This window comes from Vasconcelosia minhoensis LEGE 07310 (genome assembly GCF_015207255.1).
In the GTDB taxonomy this organism is placed as follows: Bacteria; Cyanobacteriota; Cyanobacteriia; order Phormidesmidales; family Phormidesmidaceae; genus Vasconcelosia; species Vasconcelosia minhoensis.
In genome coordinates this window covers 1-18,004 of record NZ_JADEXG010000039.1, presented here as the reverse complement: position 1 = coordinate 18,004, position 18,004 = coordinate 1, and the positions used below count along the sequence as shown (strand labels likewise).

Annotated in this window: 14 protein-coding genes; 10 read left to right on the top strand and 4 right to left on the bottom strand. The window is 54.4% G+C overall.

Annotated elements, in window-relative coordinates; all coding sequences use genetic code 11:
- Positions 1 to 37: 37 nt before the first annotated feature.
- From IQ241_RS15795 to IQ241_RS15755, 9 genes are all read left to right on the top strand, one after another.
- Positions 38 to 1,318, top strand: coding sequence for a glycosyltransferase (locus tag IQ241_RS15795; RefSeq protein WP_193908900.1), 1,281 nt, complete (start codon positions 38 to 40; stop codon positions 1,316 to 1,318).
- A 61-nt stretch (positions 1,319 to 1,379) separates the two neighbouring features.
- A complete protein-coding gene (locus IQ241_RS15790; RefSeq protein WP_228021766.1) occupies positions 1,380 to 2,456 on the top strand; it encodes a glycosyltransferase family 2 protein in 1,077 nt (358 codons plus the stop codon).
- A 24-nt stretch (positions 2,457 to 2,480) separates the two neighbouring features.
- Positions 2,481 to 3,326, top strand: a complete 846-nt coding sequence (locus IQ241_RS15785) for an ABC transporter permease (protein WP_193908898.1) — start codon at positions 2,481 to 2,483, stop codon at positions 3,324 to 3,326.
- 1 nt (position 3,327) lies between these two features.
- On the top strand, positions 3,328 to 4,644 hold the full coding sequence (locus IQ241_RS15780) for an ABC transporter ATP-binding protein (protein WP_193908896.1): 1,317 nt from the start codon (positions 3,328 to 3,330) through the stop codon (positions 4,642 to 4,644).
- 74 nt (positions 4,645 to 4,718) lie between these two features.
- The gene (locus IQ241_RS15775; RefSeq protein WP_193908894.1) at positions 4,719 to 5,660 is read left to right on the top strand and encodes a hypothetical protein; all 942 of its coding nucleotides are present in this window, start codon (positions 4,719 to 4,721) and stop codon (positions 5,658 to 5,660) included.
- A 55-nt stretch (positions 5,661 to 5,715) separates the two neighbouring features.
- Complete coding sequence (locus IQ241_RS15770; protein WP_193908892.1) at positions 5,716 to 6,621, top strand: glycosyltransferase family 2 protein; 906 nt, start codon at positions 5,716 to 5,718, stop codon at positions 6,619 to 6,621.
- Positions 6,622 to 6,671: 50 nt separating this feature from the next.
- A complete protein-coding gene (locus tag IQ241_RS15765; protein WP_193908890.1) occupies positions 6,672 to 7,586 on the top strand; it encodes a glycosyltransferase family 2 protein in 915 nt (304 codons plus the stop codon).
- Positions 7,587 to 7,646: 60 nt separating this feature from the next.
- On the top strand, positions 7,647 to 8,708 hold the full coding sequence (locus IQ241_RS15760; RefSeq protein ID WP_193908888.1) for a glycosyltransferase family 2 protein: 1,062 nt from the start codon (positions 7,647 to 7,649) through the stop codon (positions 8,706 to 8,708).
- A gap of 138 nt (positions 8,709 to 8,846) precedes the next feature.
- The gene (locus IQ241_RS15755; protein ID WP_193908886.1) at positions 8,847 to 9,731 is read left to right on the top strand and encodes a glycosyltransferase; all 885 of its coding nucleotides are present in this window, start codon (positions 8,847 to 8,849) and stop codon (positions 9,729 to 9,731) included.
- Here IQ241_RS15755 and pdeM read toward each other — a convergent pair.
- The 4 genes from pdeM to IQ241_RS15735 form a co-directional block, all read right to left on the bottom strand.
- A complete protein-coding gene (gene pdeM, locus IQ241_RS15750) occupies positions 9,728 to 10,390 on the bottom strand; it encodes a ligase-associated DNA damage response endonuclease PdeM (RefSeq protein WP_193908884.1) in 663 nt (220 codons plus the stop codon). The two genes, IQ241_RS15755 and pdeM, sit on opposite strands and share 4 nt — an antisense overlap.
- A 54-nt stretch (positions 10,391 to 10,444) precedes the next feature.
- Positions 10,445 to 10,582 carry a hypothetical protein gene (locus tag IQ241_RS15745; protein WP_193908882.1) on the bottom strand — a complete coding sequence of 46 codons (138 nt, stop codon included), beginning with the start codon at positions 10,580 to 10,582 and terminating at the stop codon, positions 10,445 to 10,447.
- 151 nt (positions 10,583 to 10,733) lie between these two features.
- Positions 10,734 to 12,068, bottom strand: coding sequence for a GTPase family protein (locus IQ241_RS15740; RefSeq protein ID WP_193908880.1), 1,335 nt, complete (start codon positions 12,066 to 12,068; stop codon positions 10,734 to 10,736).
- Positions 12,069 to 12,115: 47 nt separating this feature from the next.
- A complete protein-coding gene (locus IQ241_RS15735; RefSeq protein WP_193908872.1) occupies positions 12,116 to 15,826 on the bottom strand; it encodes an EAL domain-containing protein in 3,711 nt (1,236 codons plus the stop codon).
- 993 nt (positions 15,827 to 16,819) lie between these two features.
- Here IQ241_RS15735 and IQ241_RS15730 point away from each other — a divergent pair.
- Complete coding sequence (locus IQ241_RS15730; RefSeq protein ID WP_193908870.1) at positions 16,820 to 17,410, top strand: type IV pilin-like G/H family protein; 591 nt, start codon at positions 16,820 to 16,822, stop codon at positions 17,408 to 17,410.
- Positions 17,411 to 18,004: the final 594 nt, after the last annotated feature.

The window sequence follows — 18,004 nt, the reverse complement described above, 5'->3', positions numbered from 1 at the left end:
TAAGCAAGATTCCGCTGCCAGAGCCGCGCTAAACGTCATGAAAATCGCATTTATAGTCGGTACGTTTCCAACCTTATCCGAAACATTTATCCTAAACCAGATTACAGGCTTGGTTGACCGGGGACACGAGGTTGATATCTATGCCGATCGGTCTGGCGACCTTTCTAAAGTCCATGAAGATGTCTTAAACTATCGGCTGCTCGACCAAACTTACTATCTGCCTGAAATTCCTGCTAACTTGCTTTGGCGGGCTATTAAAGGCGTAGGCCGCAGCATTTCCTGCCTGACTCAAGCGCCTCGGGCAACGTTGAAGTCCCTGAATTTTCTGAAGTATGGCAAGCAGGCGCTATCCCTCTGGCTGCTGTATACGCTAATCCCCAACTTTGAAAAAGACTACGATATTGTCCACTGCCAGTTTGGCACCGTTAGCTTTCGGGGCATGGCATTCCGCGCGATGAATTCTCCCCAAGCAAAGCTAATTACCATCTTCAGAGGTCACGACATTAGCAACTTTGTGCAGGAGCAGGGCGAAGATATCTACGATCCCCTCTTCAAAAATGGGGACTATTTTCTAGCAAACTGTGAATTTTTCAAGCGCCGCGTAGTCGAGCTGGGCTGTCGGCCGGGTAAAATTCGGGTGCACGGCTCGGGTCTAGACTATAGCCGCTTTCCGCTGCAAGTTCGTCAGTTTCCCCAGGATGGTGTAGTGCGGGTCGCCACGACGGGCCGCCTAGTGGAAAAAAAGGGAATTGAATACGGTATTCGGGCCGTTGCTCAGGTGCTGAAGCACTATCCCAATCTGGAATATGTCATCATCGGCGAGGGGCCGCTGCGATCGCAGTTTGAGCAGCTGATTCAGTCGCTGGGGGCCGAGGGTTCAATTCAGCTAGTCGGGCAAAAGTCCCAAGCAGAGCTGATTGCCCTGCTAGAGACCTCGCACTTATTTATTGCGCCGAGCGTAACGGCTGCCGATGGCAATCAGGATGCGCCGGTCAACGTCCTGAAGGAGGCAATGGCGATGGGGCTTCCCGTCATCAGCACCCTGCACGGCGGTATTCCAGAGCTGGTGGAGGAAGGCGTATCGGGCTATCTGGTGTCAGAGCGAGACGCGGGCGCGATCACGGCTCGCCTAGTCGAGCTGATTGAGCATCCCGAACGCTGGCCAGAGATGGGACGGGCTGGGCGCGCCTTCATCGAAAAAAATTACGACCTCAACCGCCTCAACGACGCCCTGGTTTCACTCTATGAATCGCTGCTCCAGTCTGATCCGCCCGCGTCCCAGCCAGAGGCTTCCCTTTCCCTTAGCCCCTTCTCCTAGTCCTTTTTCCCAGCCCTTTTCTCCAGTTAATTTAGCCATCATGGAAGGATAGTCTACTCCCATGCCCTCCACCACGCCTCAAATGACCAATCAATTGCCTTCGCCCCGGGTCACCATCGTGGTTGTCCCTCGCGAGCGCTTCAGCTGTGCTCAACGATCTTTAGAAAGTGTACTGGCCCATACCCAGCTGCCTTATCGGCTCGTTTACGTCGATGGCAACTCGCCCGCTCCGGTGCGGGACTACCTGAAACAGCAGGCCGATGCCCATGGCTTTGAGCTGCTGCGCACCGAGCAATATCTCTATCCCAATCAGGCCAGGAATCTGGGGCTGGCCCAGGTGGAGACCGACTATGTGGTCTTTTTGGATAACGACGTGATTGTCTCACCGAATTGGCTAACGGCTTTGCTGAACTGCGCTGAGGAAACGGGAGCGGCAGTTGTGGGGCCGCTGATGTGCCAGTATGAACCCATCCATGAAGTCGTTCATTTTGCCGGGGGAGAAACTCACATCTGGACGGACAAAACTGGACGACGGCGGCTGCGGGAGAAAATGTATGACCAGGGCAAGCGGGTGGCTGACGTGCGCGATCGCCTGCAGCGGACTCAAACCGAGCTGGCTGAATTTCACTGCGTGCTGGTTCGCCGCTCGATTTTCGAGCAGCTAGGACCCCTTGATGGGGCCATGCTGAATACGAAGGAGCATCTGGATTTTTGCCTGAGCGTGCGCGAGCTGGGGGACACCGTTTATTTTGAACCCGATAGTATTGTCACCTATGTTCCGGGACCGCCATTGCAGTGGTCTGACCTGCACTACTACATGCTGCGCTGGAGCGACGCCTGGACGTTTGCGAGCCTGAAGCATCTGCAGACCAAGTGGAATCTGGCCGAAGATGGCTACTTTCAGACTAAGTACAAGAAGTTGCAAAAGGGCTGGCGACGCAGAGGCACCATCATCGGCCCCTTTGTTCGCAAGCTGACTTTTGGACTCGGCAGCGGCAAACTGGAAAGCCTTTTGGTTAAGCCAGAACGACTGTTGAATCAGACCTTAACCACTCGCCACGCTAAGCATCAGCCGACGGAGCAGCCGTCTATGAAGGTGGCTTCTCCAGACCTGGTCTCGAGTTCTGCCAATCGTTAAAGATAGTTTACCCCGTTCATCCGCATGCCCCCCGAAGTCGTCTATACGCCCGATAGTTTGCTGCGCCGTCCCCGGTATCTGCTGTGGACGATGTGGCGCGACCTGCTCGCGGCCCGCGAGCTGGCCTGGCGGCTGATGGTACGGGACATCAGCGCCCAGTATCGGCAGGCCTTTTTAGGCATCGCTTGGGCCTTTATCCCGCCGATTGCCATGGCCTACGGGTTTACCTTAGCCAAAGAGGCCAATGTCTTCACGGTAGGCGCGACGGATATTCCCTATCCGGCCTACGTGATGTTCAATACGGCGCTGTGGCAGACCTTCGTAGATGCGGCTACGGGACCAGTACAGGCCGTAATTTTGGCTAAGCCTATGCTGTCCAGAGTCAATTTTCCTCGGGAGGCGATTATTCTGGCCAAGTTGGGGGAGGTAGGCTTCAACTTTGGCATCAAGCTGATTCTGATTGTCGGCCTGTTTCTCTATTTTCGGGTCCCCGTCAGCTGGACAATACTGCTCGCTCCGGTAGCGCTGATCCACCTGATTTTGCTGGGTACCCTGGTGGGCGTATTGCTAGCTCCAGTGGGTGTGCTGTACCAGGACGTGTCGAAAAGCCTGAATATGGTCATGGGGTTTTGGCTGTTCCTCACCCCGGTGATTTACCCCGTCCCTACGGAGGGCCTGTTTGGGGCACTGGTCGCTTGGAATCCGGTAACGCCGCTATTGGTTACCATACGCGAGCTGGCCACGACTGGGGTTTTGACCCATCCGGTGGGGTTTTGGGTAGTGAGCGGCCTGACGCTGGTTGGGCTGGTCCTAACCTGGGTAGGCTTTCGAATTGCGATGCCGTACGTGGTCGAGAGGGTAACGTCATAGAATGCTGCTGAACAGTCAATCTCAATCGGCTCCGGAAAATCTGCCTGAAAACCCGCCGGTCATTACAGTGGAGGGCGTGTCGAAAAAGTTTTGCCGCGACCTCAGGCGATCGCTCTTTTACGGTGTCCAGGACATCGCCGCTGATCTCACCGGGGGGCGGCGACACAGCGATCGCCTGCGGTCCCATGAATTCTGGGCGCTTAAAGACATTAATTTTCAGCTGCATCGTGGGGAGGCGCTTGGCCTCGTGGGCACCAACGGGGCTGGCAAGAGTACCCTGCTGCGGATCATCAGCGGCTTGATTAAACCCGATGTTGGCAAAGTCCGAGTCAGCGGCAGAATTGCCCCCCTCATCGCGCTAGGGGCAGGCTTTAACCCGATTCTCACCGGACGCGAAAACATCTACGCCAACATGTCGATTTTGGGCTTGACCACCAGCCAAATTGAGGCTCGATTTCAAGATGTGGTGGATTTTGCCGAGATCGAAGAAGCGATCGATGCGCCGGTACAAACCTATAGCTCGGGCATGGCGGCTCGGCTTGGGTTTGCCTGTGCTATTCACACAGATCCGGAAATTCTACTGATTGATGAAGTCCTCGCAGTTGGCGATGCTCGGTTCAAAGCGAAGTGTTATCGTCGCCTCTACGAGATTCGACAGAGGGGGGTATCGTTTATTTTAGTCAATCACAATCCCCAAGCGATTCTAAACATATGCGATACAGCCGTTTACCTATCAAAAGGGTGTTTGGCTGCAAGGGGCAACTCAGGGGAGATTGTCGCCCAGTACGAAAAAGACCTGTTTTTGGATGAGGTTGAATTTGGCAGTAACCGCATGAGTCTGCCTGCCAAACCCAGAGCAGAAAGTTTAGGGCTTGACATCCGAGACCTCTTTTTTCGAGATGAGTATGGCAATATCCTGCAAGCCCTGTTTGCGGGAGAAGCAGTCAGTTTTTGCGTCGGCATCGAAAGCTATCATGTCTTTGAAGGCATCACCATGCATGTCAAGATTAATAAAATTGGCGGTGAAGATAATTCTGGCACTGTTTTATACCTAAACGGAGAAAATGATGACGTTTACTTTAGTACCGAATCTGGTCAATACGAGCTTCGACTCGAACTTCCTTATCTCGGGCTAGAAGCAGGCGCCTATACGATGAATCTTAAAATCAAAAAAGATTCTATTTATACCTTCGATGTTGTCGAGTCTTTTAAATTTACAGTGCAATCAAAAAGCCGGGAAAATAAATGTGTTTTTTATCAGCCAAGAACCTGGAAAATCATGGAGAGCGCGTCTAAAGCAGACGCTTTTCCCCATTAGGCCCACTAGGCCCATTAGGTATGGGTGTCAAGGGCGTAGGGGAAACGAACTTAGTTATTCAAGGGGGGAGAACGGTGAGCATTGAGATTCAAAACAAAGTGGGGTTTGCCATTGGCACCGGTCGATGTGGTACCAAGTTTATGTGCCGAGTGCTCGGTTTAGAACCTCATGTCTCCTCCGTACACGAACGCAACCCCCTGAATGAAGCTTTTCATCGGTACTGCAAGTGGTATGGGCTGCCTGTTGATTCGGCAGGATTTCTCAACACCAAGCTGCTAGAAGTCCAGCAGGACTTAGCAGATCATCAGTTCTCTTTTGAGGCCAGCGGCTATCTGTCGCTGTCAGTCAAGGAACTCTACGAGCGATTCGGAGCCAAGTTTATTTTGCTTGTACGTAGCCCAGAGCGAGTCGTCAATTCCTATCTGCGAAAGGGCTGGTATCAGGCACCAATTGAAAGGAAAGATCCCAACTTAGCCCCTACATTTCAAGTGAACTGCGCCTATTTTCATTATTTTCTAGGACGAATTATTCCTTCAGGAGATAGGTTTCTCGAATGGCAGGCCATGAGCCGCGTAGGCAAACTTGCCTGGTACTGGAATGCCTTAAATTCAGAAGTGATTAAGCAGTTTCAAGATATTCCTGCTAGCCACTACCGAATTGAAAAAGTTGAGCAGATGACCCATAATCGCTATCTAGAGATAGCTGATTTTTTGGGTTTTCAACCACAACTACCGAGGGCTTATTACGATGAATTAGTGCGACGTCCGCCCAACGCTAAACAGCAGGTACCAACCACCTCTGCCTGGACAGCAACTGAAATTGAGGAATTTGAAACTTCAGTGCGACCTATGGCTGATTATCTAAAGTATGAATATAGGGTTGATCAGCTGCAACAGCATAAGTCCCAAGCCAATGAATCTTCTAAGTTGGGGTGGTTGGAGCGTCAATATCTCAAGTTAAAGCTGAAGAATGCTGCCAAGAAAGACGGCAAACTGCCCAAGAGTCGGATCCAATAGAAATGAATTTTTGCTGTGAATTTTCCATGTTATCGGCTCACCTAATTGTTTTGCCATGAATCAACCTCTACTCAGCATCATTATTCCCACCCATAATCGTCCACAGCTTCTACAATTCGCTGTGGAAAGTGCGCTCGCTCAAACGGTGTCTAACATTGAGGTCGTCGTCGTCGATGATGCCTCGGCAGAACCGCTCCAGCTCCCTGACGATCCCCGCCTGAGGTTGATTAGATTGGAAGCATCCCGCGGTGGAGCTGGTGCCCGCAATGTCGGCACCGAGGCAGCCCGTGGACGCTGGGTGACCTACCTCGATGACGACGACGACCTGTTGCCGAGCATGGCGGAGGTTTCCCTCCAAGCTCTCCAGGCCTCTTCCCTTGAAACCCCGGTCGCGGTTATTTCTGGGTTAGAAAAAATTACGCCTGAGGGCAAACTGCTCAAGGTCAGGATTCCGCCTAACCTTTCGCCAAAAGGGAGCTACTTTTTTCTGGAACCGCCGGAGCCCAACTCCTCCTACGCCAGCAAGCAAACGCTGGTGGTTGAGCGTTCTGTCATGCTAAATATTGGCGGCTGGGATGAGAATTTCCGTTCTCGCGTCCATTCTGAACTCTTTCTGCGGTTGAACCCAGTTTGCAATATCATCGGCATTCCTACGATTACCTATCGCCACGTGAGCCATCACAGCGATCGCGTATCGAGCAATCCGCAGCTGCGCCAGGAAAGCTTTCATCGACTCATTCAAAAACACTATGCCGCATTTGCAGCCCATCCCCGGCAATTCTCGCGATTTGTCTACCGTCACGGCCAAATTTCCCTCGAGCAAGGGCAGCTGCAAGCGGCAGCGAAAGCTTTTCTGTGGGCCATGAAAATTGAACCTGTTTCAACTTTTCAGCGGCTGACGGCTGAGCTAAAAACCGGCCTCAAGCTTCAAGTTCGTCGGCTGCTGCCCGTCTCACCTTAGACCGTCCGCTGAATACTGCGTCCTGTTTCGAAGGCTGCTGAATTTGAGTTATGCAAGCTTCCCCCAGACTTTCAATCATCATTCCCAGCTACGATCGACCCCAGCTATTAACTCGGGCCGTCCAGAGTGCGCTGAGTCAGACCATTGACGATATTGAAGTTGTCGTCGTGGATGACGGCTCGCCTGACCCCGTAGTATTAGCGCCCCATCCCCGCCTGAAAGTGGTTCGACTATCTGAGAACCGGGGCACGGCGGCGGCTCGCAACGCCGGGGCAAAAGCCGCCCAAGGTCGCTGGATGAGCTACCTAGACGATGACGATCAGCTACTGCCTGACATGGCCAGACTGTCCCTTGAGGCGCTGGAGCGTTCTACGCTGCCGCCGCCGGTCGCAGTTTTATCCGGCCTAGAAGTGGTGAGCCCAGCAGGGCAGGTGATTGAAACTCGAATTCCCCCCACTCTACTCCGGGGATCCCACTTTTTCCTGGAAGAAATCGAGCCTGGAAAGTCATTCATTTCTAAACAAACTCTAGTCGTAGAGCGATCGCTTTTTCTGAAAATAGGTGGCTATGATGAAGCGTTTCAATCGCGGGTGCATACAGAGCTGTTTCTACGACTGAATCCAGTCTGCTCAATTTTAGGTATTCCAAATACCACCTATCGCCTGATGGCCCACGACGGGCCCCGGATTTCCCGTAATCCAGCCCTGCGTCAGGTGAGCTTTAATCAGCTGGTACAAAAGCATCGGCAGATATTCTTAGAACACCCCAAAATGTTCTCGGATTTTGTCTATAAGCATGCTCAAACTTCACATCATTTAGGCCAAACCAGGCCAGCAATCAAAAGCCTAGCCTGGGCTTTTGTTCTCCATCCTAGCCATACTTCTATGAAGTTAGGGCGCGATTTTCTGGGACGCCTAGGAGGGGCTTTTAGATCGATGTTTTCGAATCCTATTGGCAGCCACTAGCGCTCGGCTGCATCAATCACTGCCTCAGTATCAAGCAAAATCATCTCTGGAGACTAAATCATGAACACCTCAGCTACCTCAGAAACCAGCGTCACCATCGTTCTCACCCAGCGGGAGCGATTTAGCTACACTCGGCAATCTCTGGAAAGCATATACGAACATACCAAAATTCCTTTTAGCCTAGTGTACGTAGATGCCGGATCTCCAGACCATATTCGCCGTTATTTAGCGGCGGCAGCTAGGGAAAAGGGGTTTCAGGTTGTTCGTTTGGAGCACTATCTTTCGCCAAATCAGGCCCGCAACGTTGGTCTGAGTCAAGTTAAAACCAAGTACGTCGTTTTCGTTGACAACGATGTGATTGTCACTCCCCACTGGCTCGAGCGACTGGTCACCTGCGCAGAGGAAACCAATGCAGCCGTAGTAGGGCCAACAATTTGTATCAGTGAGCCGATCCATGAAATGATTCATAATCCTGGCGGCAGCATTGAGATTAAAGAGGACTGGATCGAAGGTACGCTGGTCCGACATTTTCACCATAAGTGTCACTTCAAACGAAAAATTGAAGATGTTCAGGACCGTCTCAGCCGGGCGGAATGCGACTATGTTGAATTTCACTGCATGATGGTGCGGACGGATATTTTTGATAAAACTGGACCGCTCGATGAAAAGCTGCTGAGTACCCGTGAACATCTAGATTTTTGTATGCTAGCTGCTCAGGCTGGTGGGCGCATTGTTGCCGAGCGAGACATCATTGTAACCTATGTGCCAGGACCGCCTGTAGAATGGTCTGACCTAGAGTTCTTTATGCTGCGCTGGAGCAACGCCTGGGATTTGGCTAGCCTGGAGCATTTTATTAAAAAATGGAACTTAGCAGAAGATGGCTATTTTCATAAGCGCTACGAAAGGCTTGGATTTCGGCGGCATAAAGCCTACGTGAAACCCTTAGCCAAGCAGCTCGCGTTTGGCAGGAAGGTTTCTGTTTTAGAAAGGGCTTTGATGTACTTAGACCATCGCTTAAACCGCCTGGTCAGCGATCGCTATGCCCGTCGATATCCTCAGAATGTAGCGCCTTCGGAAACAGAAACGAATCAGGCTTTAGCCACTGCCAATAGTAATGGATAGGGACGAGATCGCCAGACCAATCCAGGCCCTGCTATTGCGCTCAGCACTGGGACTGCTGCCGCAAAGGGGAACTATCGGTTTATGTCTTTGCGGTTCATATGCTGGGCTATTCAACAGATGAACTCATAAGAAAGTGAAATGGACTCAGCTCAACCTCTCTTTTCAATTATCATTCCAACCTATAACCGACCACGGCAGATTGTTGCTTGTCTAGAATCGCTGACGCGGTTGGACTATCCCCGCGATCGCTTTGAGGTGATTGTGGTGGATGACGGCAGTGACGAGCCTTTAGACGCCGTGGTCGAACCTTTTCAAAAGGTGCTGAATCTGGTTCTGCTGCGGCAGGCGAATGCGGGACCCGCCGCGGCGCGCAACCGAGCGGCTGACAAGGCCCAGGGGCGCTACATTGCCTTTACCGACGATGACTGTATGCCCGCTCGCGACTGGCTGCAAAAGCTCGCAGCCTGCTTTGCGCAAAAGCCGGTCTGCATCGTCGGCGGTCGCACGGTCAACGCCCTAGACAACAATCCCTTTTCCATGACCAGCCAGAACATCATCAGCATGGGCTACGACCACTACAATGCCGTACGCGACCAGGCTCGATTTTTTGCCTCTAACAATATGGTCGTGCCCAAGCAGGAATTTCTTGAGCTGGGTGGCTTCGATGAAAGCTTTACCACCTCGGAAGACCGGGAGCTGTGCGATCGCTGGATCCACGCCGGCTACCCCATGACCTACGCGCCGGAAGTCGTGATCTATCACGCGCACCCGATGACCCTACGCAGCTTCTGGAAGCAGCATTTCAACTACGGTCGCGGGGCCTTTCGCTTTCACCAGACGCGATCGCAAAAAGGCTGGGGCAACTTTGAAATTGAAGGCGGCTACTACCTGCGGCTGCTGCGCTATCCCTTCACCCATGGCCAGAGTCGGCAGGGCCTGACGCTGACGGCGGTGCTGTTTGTCTCCCAGGTCGCCAATGCCGCCGGCTTCTTTTGGGAGCGGCGGGAGCGGCAGCGGGGTTAGCGCGACAGCTCCAGCAGGCGGCCCTCCACTGCGATCAGGGCCTGAGTTCCGGCCGCGATCGCCACCTCATAGCCGCCGGTAAAGTCGCCAAAGGCCGGTAGCGTCAGCCGCCGCGCCGTCGTCTCAACCCAAAAGCAGGGCAGCCGCAGCGCGTCTAGCCGACTGCTGAGTCGAATCACCGGATGGATATGCCCGCAGATATTCAGCCCGGCCGACTGCTGAACCGGCTCATGGCTGAGCAGGCAGCCCCCCAGGGTCACCGCCGACGTGCAGGCCATCTCAAAAGCCGCCAGCTCCTGCACCAGCCGCCGGTCGTGATTCCCCACCACCAGCGTCACCTCAGCGCCCACCTCAGCAAGAAACTGACGCCACGGAGTCAGCACCGACTCGACCAGCGCCTGACGGGCATGAAACAAATCTCCCAGGATAAATAGCCGCTGCGGCGAGAGCTGCTCACAGAGCCGCTTTAACCGGGCTATTGTCGCCTGATTCACCTGCGTTGGAATCGGAATCCCCGCCATCTGAAAGGTCTCTGCCTTGCCCAGGTGTACATCGGATACCAGCAGTGATTGCTCAGCTGGCAGAAAGAGCGCCCGCTCTTCTAGTAGGCATACCGCCTGTCCTAAAACCTGAGCTTCGTGAAGATTAACCGCGAGCATTGAACCTTTCTATTGAGCCTATCTTCAGGGCGTTCATCTGAACCAACAGACATTCTACAGCCCAAATAGGCCTTCCAGATGTTTCCGAATCCAGTCCACCGGATTTTGATTATATTCTTCCGAATTGATTAGCCCCAATTGAAAAAACGGCGCCTCCAAAACCGCCTGAACCTGCTCTAAAACATTCAGCATCAAGACCCCACTGCATGGGCTCGGGAACCAAGCCCCTACCCGACCATCCGCCCCTACCGCCTACCGCCTACCGCAACGCTTCGCGAACCCCTTCCCCGGCGGGAAGCCGCGATCGCGTCTGCACCCGATCACCCGATCACTCAATCACCCATCACCCTCTCCCCCTAAACCGCTCCCGCGCCGCCTGAAACGACTCCCGCATCACCGCCTGAATCCGCTCCGGATCCGGCTTATTACCCCCCAGCAGGTCGCCAAAGTAAACGCAGGCCCCTTCCCCCAGCGCCCAGGTATAGGCCGCCGCCCAGGACGCCGCGATGACGCTGCCAAAGCCGGGGATAAACTTAATCAGCTCGCGCCCGATCGCCTGGGCCACGAAGCCACCCGCGATCGCGCTCACCACCCCGCCCGCCTGCGACGGCGTCAGCGTCTGGCCGTACAGCCGCCCCAGCAGGCCCACCATCGAAACCTGGAGCGCCGTCAGCATCGGCATGGTGGCAAAGGGCAGGGGCACCGCCGCCAGCGTAGCCGCGATCGTCGAGAACGCCACCAGGTAGCGACGACCGGCATCGCGGTAGAGGTTACCCAGCTGTTGGCTGGCCCCGTTATCTAACAGCTGATAGATCGCCCGCGCTTCGGCCTCGGGTAGCAGGTCAGCTAGCGTATCTCTGAGCGCCTCCTGGCCATAGAAGACCGGTGTAAAGCCGTCTTCCTCCAGGGTGAAATCAAGCAGCAGCGCTCGGTCATACAGTCCGGTAAAGGCCGACTGAATTTCGTCAAAGGCCCGCTGGATGGCCTCAACCGCCGGTGGGTAGGGCGGATGGTCGGTAACGCTAGCGGGATAGAGCTCGTGCAGGCAGGTAACCGCTAGCAGGCAGGGCAGTCCGGGATAGCGCTGCCGCAGCTGCTGGGCGATCTGCCGCAGCGTATCGAGGGCAAAGTCAGTGACTTTGACCGTTAGGATCAAAATTCGGGCACGGCGGCTCTCCTGCTGCAGCTCAGCTTCGAGTTCCTGAATGATTGCTTCAGTCGCTTGACCGACGTCACCTAGCCCCACCGTGTCGGTAAAGATCAGCAGCGGCAGCTCCTCCGACGGGTAGGCATAGCGCTCGGTATGCTGCGTATGGGGCCGAAACCCCTGCCCGACAATCTCGTCAGAAACCCCGGTCAGCCCCCGGACGATTGAGCTTTTGCCCGCTTGAGGCTTGCCGATCAGTAGCGCCTCCGTGGTCGGCAGCTCGGCCCGGACGGCGGCGAGAATCTCTGCGACCTTAGCCTCATCTACGTTGAATAAGCCTGTAGCCTGGGCCAGCTGCTCCAGCGGCAGCAGCTGCGTCAGCCGGCCGGTGGCCTGGTTCAGGACTTTGGAAAACCCTGACCAGGGATCTTTAGATGGGTTTGGCTGACCCAGTTCCTGCGGTTTTGCTAGCGGCTGCTCCTCGGCAGCGCTTTCGCTAAGGGGCAGGTCGGTCTCGTGCGGATCGCTCATACGGTCACGGCCAGTCTGGCCCCATCAGTCGCGTATCAGTCGCAATTTTAGCCGATGCGCTGCTGAATAATCATCGCCTCAGCCGCTTCGGCCGTCATTGGGTAGCCTAATAAATGGCCTTGGCCTAGTTCGCAGCCAAAAGCCTGGAGCTGCCGCAGCTGCTCTGGGGTCTCGATCCCTTCCGCGATCGCGTCGATGCCCAGCCGGTCGCCCAGGCCAATAATGGTCTCGGCAATATTCAGATTGCGGGGGCTGTCAAACAGCTTGCTGATAAACGACTGATCAATCTTGAGGCTATTGACCGGCAGCCGATGCAGATAGCTGAGCGATGAAAATCCCGTCCCAAAGTCATCAATGCTCACCTGAATATCGTCGGCCCGAAGCTGGGTCAGCAGCCGGCTAACCGCCTCGATATTTTCCATTAGCACACTCTCGGTAATCTCTAGCGAAAGCTGATTGCCCGAGAGGCCGTTAGCGGCTAAGGTTTGCTTGACCTGGGCCAGCAGGTCGGGCTCATTCAGCTGCTTGACGGATAAATTGACGCTGATTTTAAGTCGGGTTCCCGCCGATAGCGTCTGCCAGCGCGCCATCTGGCTACAGGCCTGCTGCAAAATCCACAGCCCTAGCGGCACAATCAGGCCCGACTCTTCGGCAATCGGGATAAATTCTGCTGGTGGAATCATGCCCTTGGTCTGATGCTGCCAGCGGGCGAGTACTTCAAAGCCCAACAGCTGACCCGTCGCCAGCGTCACTATCGGCTGATAGCAAAGCCCTAGCTCGCCCCGCTCAACGGCTTGCCGCAGGTCATTCTCCAGCTCCAGCTGCCGCATCGCCCGCACATGCATCGCCCCGGTAAAGACGGCATAGCGAGCTTTGCCCTGAGCCTTGGCTGAATACATGGCAATATCGGCATCGCGCAGTAGGTCTAAGCCATTGCGATAGCTGGCATTACCCATCACAATCCCAATGCTGGCGCTCATCACCGCCTGATGCGGGCCGAGCTGGATCGGCGATTGCAGCTCATCCATCACCCGTTCGGCGACTCGAATCGCGGCCTGAGCGGAGTCAATGTCGTCCAGCAGTAGCACGAACTCATCGCCGCTAATGCGGGCGGCGATGTCGCCTGGGCGCAGAACGCTTTTGAGCTTACGCGCGATCTCAACCAGCAGCCGGTCTCCCATCGAATGGCCGAGGCTGTCGTTAATCACCTTAAACCGATCGAGGTCTACAAATAGCACAGCAAATCGTTCGCCATCTGGCTGGCGAGCGCGTTCCAGCGCCAGACTGAGCCGTCTGAGCAGCGCATTTCGATTGGGCAGCTGGGTGAGGCCATCGTGCAGGGCCTCATACTGGAGCTGGTGCTGCACTCGGACTTTATCGGTCACGTCGCGGGAGCTAGTTTGCAGATAGAGCAGCTGCCCCTCGCTATCGGTAATCGCTTTGATCAGACTTTCTAGCCAGATATATTTCCCCTCCCGCGTCCGCATCCGGCAGGTAATTGGGATGGAGCGACCCTTAATTGAGGCCTGACTCGCCTCCAGTCGAATCATCTCGCGATCGCCTGGATAGATCAGCGCATAGGGACTGGTCCCGACCAGCTGCTCGGGCTCAAAGCCTAGCAGCGAGCGGCAGGAGGGGCTGAGGTAGAGAAACCGGCCATTGGGCTGGTGGAGGCAAATCAGGTCTCTGACATTTTCGGCCAGCAGCCGGAAGCGTGCTTCGCTTTCCTTCAGAGCCACTTCTGAACGCTGGCGTTCCAGTTCGGCTGCCGCCCGGCTGGCAAAGATATGGAGAATGGCTGAATATTGAGACCGGTCGCCCAAGGACTGGCGGCTGACGATACAAAGTTTACCGAGGGTATGTCCTAGCGCATTGGTCAAGGCCACGCCAAAATAGCCTTCTGCCTCTAGCTCAGCTAAATAGGGATTTTGGGGAAAGGTTTGAGTCACCCCAGACGCACAGTAATAAGTGCCCTCATGCAGCGTTAGCTGACAGGGGGTGTGCTCTAACGCATAGGTAAAATTAGGCCGGAGTTCACCATCTGACCAGAACGCAATCGTTCTGAGCCCGTCATCCAGCTGTTCAGTAATAAAGACATGGTCAACCTCCAGCGCTGAGGCCAGGTGCTCGGCAATCGTTGAGAAAAAATCTTCTCCCGTCGCCGCCGCCGTCTGTTCCACCAGCCGCTTAAAAACCGCTTCAGACTGCCTGCGCTGGGTGATGTCATGCTCCATGATGGCATATCGATAAATCTCTCCCCTTTCGTCCTGAATGGGGAAAGAGCGATTCCACATCCAGCGCATCGTGCCGTCCGGCAGGTTCAGCCGATACTCCGCTTCTGGCGACGGCTGACCCAACTTCTCTGCTTCTATTTTGGCCAACATCGCGGCCCGATCGTCTGGATGCATCGATTCAATCCAGGCCGCCAGGCGCTGGGGCAAGGGAATATCGAGCAGATACTGATAGACCTCTCGATAGTGAGAGTTACTATAGATCTGCTCTGAGCTGCCGACCGGCTTGAGGATAAATACCGCATCGATATTGTCGGTAATTTGCCGCAGCTGCTCTTCACTGCGGTAAAGCGAATCGGCCAGGCGCTTCCGTTCAGCCAGCTCGGCCTTGAGCAGCTGCTCTTGCTCAACTAGGCTGGTGACCAGCTGATTTAAGGCTTGAGATAGGCTAGCGGTCTCGCGCTGACCCTCCAGCGCCGGTAGTTTAAAGCTGCGATCGCCGCGCCGAATCCGATCCGCTGCCGCTGCAATCCGCTGCATCGGGCGCGTCATCGAGGTCGCCGCCAGCCAACCCAAAGCGGCAAAGCTGCTGCCGACGACCATCCCCCCGATTAAAATTTGCTGATAGAGCTGCTGCGCCGGGGCAAAGGCCAGCTCAGCCGGCTCCCTTACCAGCAAAATCCAGCCCAGCCCCGGATAGCTGCGATAGCCCTGGCTGCGAGAGTAGCCGGTGAGAAAGAGCTCTCCATTCGGCCAGCGTTCGACCGTATGGCCGCTGTACTGTGCCTGAGCGAGCCGAACGCTCTCTAGATCGAGCTTTTTCGATTTCGCCCAGCGGTCTATCCAATCCGGCGGCCCTAGCAAAATGGTGCCATCCTCAGCCAGGATGAACACCTCTTTCCCATCGGTCGCAGCTGAGTCGAGTAGCGAAACGCCGACGACTTCGGCCCACTCCCAGCTCAGATGCGCCCCCAAGACGCCCAAAAAATTGCCCTCAGGCCCAAACACGGGTGCCGATACATCGACAAAACGCAGCGGTTCATCACCGGTATTAGGCAGCAGCTCAGCCAGCAGCGCCGCTTCGTGGACATCGCCGACGTAGGGCAGGCGCTGAGCCTCCATAAACCAGGGCCGCTGGGCGACGCTTTGTCCCTGCAAAAGCGCCTTGGTGCTCGATTCGACCGTTCCCTGATGATTGGCAAAGCCAATCCAGGAATAGCTGGAGTAGGTCTCCTGGAGCCGATCTAGCAGCGCCTGCTGCTCGGCAGCCGGGGTCTGAGCGTCGCGAAACGGTTCGAGCCCGGCAATCAGCTGAATTTCTCGAAAGCGCTCAAACATAGTGCGATCGAGCTCATCGGCCATCTGCTCGGATATGTGAGCGAGCTCCTGCCCAATTTCTGTCTCAGTTCGGCTCATCGCCAGTTTGCCGGCGATCTCACCGATCACTAGGGTCAGCAAAACGGCAATCCCACCAAAGGCAAGACTGAGCCGAACGCTTAAACTCAGGTTTTTTTGAGCTCTAAACAAGCGGTGCACCACGCTATACGAAAAAGCAAGGAGTATATTGTAGTGTTTCCACGGATGACCCCTGTCTACATCCATTGTGCATTCAGTAGATTCCCCTAGGCTAAAGCTTCCCAAAAAATAGGCCTTCCCAACAGCCCCCATCGAATTTTAGCGAGTGAGGGAGCATGTCACCTTTGAGCCCTCACCCTAAATCCCTCTCCCCGGGGAGAGGGACTTTGAGTCTTACTCAGTTTTCTGGCCATTTCCTTCTCCCCTTCTCCCCGGGGAGAAGGGGCTGGGGGATGAGGGATATACAGAGTATGGCAAACCTGACATGCTCCCGGCTCGTGACCTCCACTTATTTAATGCTATTAGTTTTACCATGCCAGCCGGCCTGCTTTGCTAGTGTAGCCGGCTGCTGTTCACGGCTCGTATTGGGTCTAGCCCTCACTCAAAGCCCCTCTCCCAAGTCGGGCTACCGTGTATACACAACTGAAAGATAATGACCGAAAGTGCTGAGATTCCTCGGGTTCGCCCTCAACCTAAATCCTTCTCCCGTAGAGCTTTGCTCTTCTCGAAGAGTGGGGAGAAGGACTTTGATCTCTGGCTCCCCTTCTCCCCGGGGAGAAGGGGTTGGGGGATGAGGGCTGCCGGGATAACGCTTGATTCCCCGATTTATGTATACACAGTAGCCCAGGTCGGGCGAGGGGCTTTGAGCTAGCTAGAGTTCTTGCCCCCCTTCTCCCCTCGCGTGGGAGAAGGGGCTGGGGGATGAGGGGGCAACGTCAATCCGTTAAAGTACGGAGAAATGTATTAGCCCCCTTTTTAGTTTGTGTATATTAGCTGATCGATAGGGTTTTAGCAGCGGGTAACTTAGTCTCGTACAAGGAAAGAGAGCTCACCCAAACGGCAAAAGATTCTCTGACTGACTGATTAGAATCCGACGCAAACTGGGTAACTTGAATTCGACGACAACAAACCAACTTTCCCTCGACCCTCTAGGAAACCTCAACCATGAAAACTGAACTGAAAGCTAAGCTCCTCCAGCATTTTTCCAAGAAGAACAAGTCCGGCGGTTTCACCCTGATTGAACTTCTCGTTGTGATTATCATCATCGGTATTCTGTCGGCTATTGCGCTGCCTTCTTTCCTGAACCAGGCGAACAAGGCTAAGCAGTCCGAAGGTAAGACCTACGTCGGTTCCATGAACCGCGCTCAGCAGGCTTACTTTCTTGAAAATGGTGCCTTTACCGATTCTGTTGATACTCTTGGCTTAGGTGTCAACACCAGAACTAATAACTACACTTATGCCATCCCTACTGATGCAGCCGATCTAGCTACTCAGGCTCTCAATGGGGCAACGCCCACGTCTGCGGCACTTAAATCTTACGCAGGGGGTGTAAAACTTGGGACTGCAACAGGTGGAAATGCTACTACTCTAGCGGTTCTATGTGAGGCTGATACTGCTGGTACAACACAACCAACAGCAACTTTCCCCACTGATGGTGACCCTTCTTGTGCTGATGACTGGACAAACTTGAGCAATCCAGCAGCTGCTGCGGCAGCAGAACCAGCAGCAGAACCAGCAGCAGATCCAGCTCCATAACTAACAGCTCATTCAAAAGATTGTCTCTTGATAATTCGACCTAATATTTCCAGCAGTTGAGCAAGCCTGGTTTACTCAACTGCTTCTTTTCATTCGTAGGATGCGTCATTGCCCCGCGTAACGCACCAGAGCTTATCCAGCGGTGCATTGACCTACTGCCGCAATACCTCCTACCGTATGTCATTCCGAGTGAGCGTAGACGCTTGCGGCTTCCCGCAGGGTGGAATCTCCCAGTTTGTAACATTCTCAACCGAGATACTTCCTTCCACTCAGCATGACACTTTGTTCAATAGACTTAGGTGTTGTAAATCAATACCCTCGCCCTTTTCGCTCTACCCTCCCCCTTTTCAAGGGGGACAGAGGGGGATCCCAATACCTCCAAGCACCTGAGGATCCCCCCTAACCCCCCTTGAAAAGGGGGGATATGAAACCATGAGACCGAGATACTTCCTTTCACTCAGCATGACCTCATGGTTCGCTTATTTATTTTAGTGGTTCGCTAAATTCTGAAAACGCCACATGTAGCGTAAAGTTGATTACATTTTCCTCATGACTTCCTGAGACGCCATATGGCAAGAGAAGACTCATGGGTTA

What these genes read in the sequence shown, in the direction of transcription:
- IQ241_RS15795 (WP_193908900.1), top strand. Translation starts at nt 38, where the DNA reads ATGAAAATCGCATTTATAGTCGGTACGTTTCCAACCTTATCCGAAACA.
- IQ241_RS15790 (WP_228021766.1), top strand. Translation starts at nt 1,380, where the DNA reads ATGCCCTCCACCACGCCTCAAATGACCAATCAATTGCCTTCGCCCCGG.
- IQ241_RS15785 (WP_193908898.1), top strand. Translation starts at nt 2,481, where the DNA reads ATGCCCCCCGAAGTCGTCTATACGCCCGATAGTTTGCTGCGCCGTCCC.
- IQ241_RS15780 (WP_193908896.1), top strand. Translation starts at nt 3,328, where the DNA reads ATGCTGCTGAACAGTCAATCTCAATCGGCTCCGGAAAATCTGCCTGAA.
- IQ241_RS15770 (WP_193908892.1), top strand. Translation starts at nt 5,716, where the DNA reads ATGAATCAACCTCTACTCAGCATCATTATTCCCACCCATAATCGTCCA.
- IQ241_RS15765 (WP_193908890.1), top strand. Translation starts at nt 6,672, where the DNA reads ATGCAAGCTTCCCCCAGACTTTCAATCATCATTCCCAGCTACGATCGA.
- IQ241_RS15760 (WP_193908888.1), top strand. Translation starts at nt 7,647, where the DNA reads ATGAACACCTCAGCTACCTCAGAAACCAGCGTCACCATCGTTCTCACC.
- IQ241_RS15755 (WP_193908886.1), top strand. Translation starts at nt 8,847, where the DNA reads ATGGACTCAGCTCAACCTCTCTTTTCAATTATCATTCCAACCTATAAC.
- pdeM (WP_193908884.1), bottom strand. Translation starts at nt 10,390, where the DNA reads ATGCTCGCGGTTAATCTTCACGAAGCTCAGGTTTTAGGACAGGCGGTA.
- IQ241_RS15745 (WP_193908882.1), bottom strand. Translation starts at nt 10,582, where the DNA reads ATGCTGAATGTTTTAGAGCAGGTTCAGGCGGTTTTGGAGGCGCCGTTT.
- IQ241_RS15740 (WP_193908880.1), bottom strand. Translation starts at nt 12,068, where the DNA reads ATGAGCGATCCGCACGAGACCGACCTGCCCCTTAGCGAAAGCGCTGCC.
- IQ241_RS15730 (WP_193908870.1), top strand. Translation starts at nt 16,820, where the DNA reads ATGAAAACTGAACTGAAAGCTAAGCTCCTCCAGCATTTTTCCAAGAAG.